The 5456-nt window shown below is 69.9% G+C and carries 4 protein-coding genes and 1 pseudogene; all 5 read left to right on the forward strand.

Annotation, left to right across the window (positions count from 1 at the left end; genetic code table 11):
• Nucleotides 1-658, forward strand: a pseudogene (locus CED_RS25415) (ornithine carbamoyltransferase); the annotation flags it as partial.
• Entirely contained in the window at nucleotides 655-1305 is a 651-nt protein-coding gene (argR, locus tag CED_RS15215) for an arginine repressor (protein WP_023841505.1), read from the forward strand. The pseudogene CED_RS25415 and the gene argR, both read left to right, overlap by 4 nt.
• A 165-nt stretch (nucleotides 1306-1470) precedes the next feature.
• Nucleotides 1471-2673: an argininosuccinate synthase gene (locus CED_RS15220; protein WP_011437554.1), complete on the forward strand. Its 1203-nt coding sequence runs from the start codon at nucleotides 1471-1473 to the stop codon at nucleotides 2671-2673.
• A 77-nt stretch (nucleotides 2674-2750) separates the two neighbouring features.
• Complete coding sequence (gene argH, locus CED_RS15225; protein WP_035911686.1) at nucleotides 2751-4145, forward strand: argininosuccinate lyase; 1395 nt, start codon at nucleotides 2751-2753, stop codon at nucleotides 4143-4145.
• A gap of 26 nt (nucleotides 4146-4171) precedes the next feature.
• The gene (locus CED_RS15230; protein WP_011437552.1) at nucleotides 4172-4810 is read left to right on the forward strand and encodes a DNA-3-methyladenine glycosylase; all 639 of its coding nucleotides are present in this window, start codon (nucleotides 4172-4174) and stop codon (nucleotides 4808-4810) included.
• Nucleotides 4811-5456 lie beyond the last annotated feature (646 nt).

Consider the following 5456-nt stretch of genomic DNA (forward strand, 5'->3'; position numbering starts at 1 on the left):
GNNNNTCAATGCGCTGTCCGACCACGCCCATCCCTGCCAGGCCCTGGCCGACCTGCAGACGATCCGGGAGCGGCGGGGNCGCCNGGCCGGGNTGNCCCNGACCTACCTGGGCGACGGCAACAACGTCGCGCACTCGCTGCTGCTCGCCGGCGCGTCGGCCGGCATGCGGGTGCACGTGGCCTCGCCGCCCGGCTATGAGCCGTTCGAGCAGGTGGTGCGGCACGCCAATGAGATCGGCATGGTGACCGGGGGGGAGGCGCTGGTGATGCACGACGCGCTGGAGGCCGCCGCCGGGGCAGACGTGCTTTACACCGACGTGTGGGCGTCGATGGGTCAGGAGAGTGAGTCGGACAGCCGCGCGTTGGTGTTCCAGCCGTACCGCCTCGACGAGAAGGCCGTCGAGGCCGCTTCGCCCGACGTGATCGTCATGCACTGCCTGCCCGCGCATCGGGAGCTCGAGATCACCACGTCGGTGATCGACGGACCCCGTTCGGTCGTGTTCGACCAGGCCGAGAACCGGCTGCACGCCCAGAAGGCCCTGCTGTCGATCCTGCTGTCCGAGGGCGTCGGTCCGACCGGCACCGCCGGAAGCGCGTCCGGGGTGGGGGGCGCATCGTCGGTGGGGGGCGCATCGTCGGTGGGGGGCACCGGGCGATGACCTCGGAAGCAGGCGCGGAGGCCGCGCGTGCCGCGCCGTTGACCAAGCACGCCCGCCAGGCTCGGCTGGCGGCGTTGATCGGTCAGCGCGGCGTGCGTTCACAGACCGAGCTCGCGCGTCTGCTGGCCGCCGAGGGCGTCCAGGTTACCCAGGCAACCCTGTCCCGTGATCTGGAGGACATCGGGGCGACCAAGGTGCGCGGTCCGGACGGCGGCTTGGTCTACGCGGTCGAGGCGAACCTCGCGCCGGCGGAGATCGTCCGGTTGTCGCTCACCCGGCTCTGCGAGGAACTGCTGGTCTCCGCGGAGGCCAACGGCGACCTGGTCGTGCTGCGCACACCGTCGGGCGCCGCGCAGCTGTTCGCCTCGGTGCTCGACCGGGAGGCGCTTCCGGGGGTCATGGGCACGATCGCGGGGGATGACACGGTGCTCGTCGTCTGCCGGTCGGCTCCCGCAGCCGAGGCCCTGGTCCGTCCGGAGAGCTCGGTCCGTCCGGAGAGTTCGGTCGGTCCGGGAGATCCCGCTGGTCAGGGAGGGCATGCTGGTCCGAGGGGTCCGGCACTCGCCGCTCATCTCCTGTGGCTCGCCGACGGCCGGGCGCGGGGAGCGTCGACGGGATCGTCCGCCGTGCCAGACCAGGATGCGTAGCGGTGCGCCGGCGACGCCGTGAACCGGCCTTCCCGGCATCCTTGATGAACATAGCGCTAATTTTTGCTAAAAATAGCACTCATCGGTTTTTCTTTAACCAGCCTGGCGTGATTTTCAATAATTCAACATGATTCTGATATAAAACGACATAAGGAGATAAGTACTGTGACCGAACGCGTCGTGCTTGCCTACTCGGGCGGCCTCGACACGTCCGTGGCCATCGGTTGGATCGGCGCCGAGACCGGCGCCGACGTCGTCGCGCTGGCGGTTGACGTCGGCCAGGGCGGCGAGGACCTCGAGGCCATCCGGCAGCGCGCCCTCACCTGTGGCGCGGTCGAGTCGATCGTCGTCGACGCCCGTGAGGAGTTCGCCGAGTCCTTCGTCGCTCCGGCGATTAAGAGCAATGCGCTCTACATGGACCGGTATCCGTTGATCTCGTCCCTGTCGCGACCCGTCATCGTCAGGCATCTGGTCGCCGCGGCCCGCGAGCACGGGGCGGACGCCATCGCGCACGGCTGCACCGGCAAGGGCAACGACCAGGTGCGCTTCGAGGTCGGGGTGGCGGCGCTCGCCCCCGGGCTGAGCGTGCTCGCCCCGGTGCGCGACTCGGGGATGACCCGGGACAAGGCGATCGCCTTCGCGGAGGAACGCGGCCTGCCGATCGACGTGTCGAAGAAATCGCCGTATTCCATCGACCAGAACCTGTGGGGCCGCACCGCCGAGTGCGGCGTCCTCGAGGACCCGTGGGCCCAGCCGCCGGAGGATGTCTTCGTCTACTCCGCGGACCCCACCGTCGCGCGGATCCCCGACGAGGTGACCATCTCGTTCATCGACGGTGTCCCGGTGGGGTTGGACGGGCGCTCCCTCCCGCTCGCCGATCTCGTCGCCGAGCTCAACGTCCGGGCGGGCGCCCACGGCGTGGGCCGGATCGACCTGATCGAGGACCGGCTCGTCGGCATCAAGAGCCGGGAGATCTACGAGTGCCCGGCGGCGATCACGCTGCTAACGGCCCACCGGGACCTCGAGGACCTCACGCTTGAGCGGGACGTCGCCCGGTTCAAGCGGGGCATCGACCAGCGGTGGGGTGAGATCGTCTACGACGGTCTGTGGTACTCGCCGCTGAAGAGCGCGTTGGACGCCTTCGTCGACTCCGCCAGCGCCGGAGTGTCCGGGGAGGTGCGGATCCGGCTCGTGGGTGGCGTCGCCCAGGTCGTCGGCCGGCGCAGCCCGGCCAGTCTGTACGACCACGCACTGGCCACCTACGACGCCGGCGACCAGTTCGACCAGCGCGACGCCCGCGGGTTCATCGAGCTCTGGGGTCTGCCGACGAAGGTCTGGGCGGCGCGCGAGCAGCGGCTGAACCCGTGACCGCGACGCACCCGCCCGGCGGGAACGACACGACGCGCAGAGGGCCCGGTGACGGGGCGCCCGGTGACGGGGCGCCGATGCGGCTGTGGGGCGGGCGCTTCGCCGGCGGCCCGGCGGAGGCGCTCGCCCGGCTGTCGATAAGCGTCCAGTTCGACTGGCGGCTGGCGCCCTACGATCTGCTCGCGTCGAAGTCGCACGCCCGGGTCCTGCACCGGGCCGGGTTGCTCGACGCCGACGAGCTCGCGGCGATGCTCGCCGCCCTGGACGAGCTCTCCGACGCGGTCGCCCAGGGCCGGTTCCGCCCGACCGTCGAGGACGAGGACGTCCACACCGCCCTCGAACGTGGTCTGCTCGAACGGCTCGGAACGCTGGGCGGAAAGCTGCGGGCCGGCCGGAGCCGCAACGACCAGGTCGCCACCGACCTGCGGCTCTACCTGCGGGACTCGGCCCGCGAGGTGGCCGCGCGGCTGACCGAGTTGTCCCACGCGCTGGTCGTGCTTGCCGAGCAGCACGTCGACACCCCGGCCCCCGGGATGACCCACCTGCAGCACGCCCAGCCGATCTCCTTCGGTCATCAGCTGCTGGCACACGTGCAGGCGTTCGTCCGGGACATCGACCGGTTGCGCGACTGGGACGTCCGGGCGTCGGTGAGCGCCCTGGGGGCCGGGGCACTGGCCGGTTCCTCGCTGCCGCTCGACCCGCAGGGGGTGGCCGCGGAGCTGGGGTTCGACCGGGCGTTCGCCAACTCCCTCGACGCGGTCTCCGACCGGGACTTCGCCGCCGAGTTCCTGTTCGTGGCGGCCCTGATCGGGGTGCACCTGTCGCGGCTCGGCGAGGAGATCGTGCTCTGGACGACGAGGGAGTTCGGCTGGGTCGAACTGGACGACGCCTTCGCGACCGGTAGCTCGATCATGCCGCAGAAGAAGAANCCGGACGTCGCGGAGCTGGCCCGGGGGAAGTCCGGCCGGCTCATCGGGGATCTGACCGGTTTCCTGGCCACCCTCAAGGGACTGCCGCTCGCCTACGACCGCGATCTGCAGGAGGACAAGGAGCCGGTCTTCGACGCGGTCGACACCCTGCTGCTGGTGTTGCCCGCGCTGACCGGCACGGTTGCGACCATGCGGGTCCGTCGCGAGCGGCTCGTCGCCGCGGCGCCCGACGGCTTCGCGCTGGCCACGGATGTCGCCGAGTACCTGGTGCGCCGAGGGGTGCCGTTTCGTCAGGCGCACGAGGCGGTCGGCCAGTTCGTGTCGTGGTGCGTGGCCCACGACGTCGATCTCGACGAGGTGTCGGACGACGATCTCGGTATGATCAACCCCCTGCTCACCCCGGACGTGCGCGAGGTGCTGTCGGTGCGGGGAGCGCTGGAGGCCCGCTCGGCCCCCGGCGGGACCGCTCCCGACCGGGTCCGCGAGCAGATCGCCGCGTTGCGTCCGGTGCTGGACCNGGACNNGGCCNGGGCNGTGGGCTGACGGCACTACCCGAATCCTCGCCCGGCATGGCACCGACGGACGGTGCCGCGCCGGACGGGGTGGACTTCTATGACCGGCCCGTTCTGGCCGTCGCACCGGCTCTTCTTGGTGCGACGGTCTGGCACGGGCCGGTCGCCGTTCGGATCACCGAGGTCGAGGCGTACGGGGGGCTGGACGATCCCGCCTCGCACGCCTACCGCGGCCCGACGCCGCGCGCGGCCGTCATGTTCGGACCGCCGGGACGGGCCTACGTCTACCTCAGTTACGGCGTCCACTGGTGTCTGAACGTAGTGTGCGGACCGGTCGGTTCGGCGTCGGCCGTGCTCCTGCGCTCCGGAGAGGTCGTGGCGGGTCGTGACCTCGTGGCGGGCCGTTTCCCGCGCCTGGTCGAGGCGGACCTGGCGCGTGGCCCCGGCCGGTTGGGACGGGCGCTCGCCGTGACCGGCGCATTGAGCGGAACCACGATCACCGGCCCGGGGCCGGTCACGGTGGCACTGGCCGGGGGCCGGGGGATCCGTCCTCCCGGCCCGCCCGGTATCTCCGGCGGCCGGGTCCGCCGCGGCCCCCGGGCGGGGATTCGGGTGGCGACCGAATGGCCCTGGCGATTCTGGCTCGCTGGCGAGGCGACGGTCAGCGGCCCGCGGCCGCCGCGTCGACCCAGGTGAGTCGACCCGGTGAGTCGACCCGGTGAGTCGACCCGGTGAGTCGACCCGGTGATGCTCTGGCCCGTGTTCCGGGTGTCAGTCTTCCGGCCCAGACCATCAAGCGTCCCATATCAGAAGATCACAACGAACTGGTCTTGAGAAGGTGTGACGTACATCACATATCTTGGTAAGGGATTGATTTGACGTCCCCCGTCATCCACCCGTAATGTTCTCTCTGTCAGCGAGACACCGGATCCGCCGAGTACCACGGATGCGGTCGGTGACTGCCCCCCCGAGGGGCGCGTGTGGCAGATGTACGGCAGCCCCCGTCTGGGGAGTAACTGACGAGCATCCTCCAGAATTTTGTAAGAAGCCAGCAAGCCGCCTGAGGGCGACGTCTTGCGACGTCTACTCAGTAGCGCCTGCTCCTTGAGAACTCAACAGCGTGCCGATTGTCAGTGCCAATTGTTTTACCCCGTTCATGGCCTGGCTGGGTGGTGTCCCACGTGGTGGGGTGGCTGTCTGGTTGGGTTGTGAGGGATTCCTTTGGACACGGTGGTGGGCCTGTGAGGGTCTGCTGTCGATGTCGGGGTCTGTCGATGTTTTTGCATCGGCGCTCTCAATGCATTGATGGAGAGTTTGATCCTGGCTCAGGACGAACGCTGGC

The sequence above is a fragment of the Frankia sp. CeD genome, from assembly GCF_000732115.1.
Taxonomy (GTDB): Bacteria; Actinomycetota; Actinomycetes; order Frankiales; family Frankiaceae; genus Frankia; species Frankia casuarinae.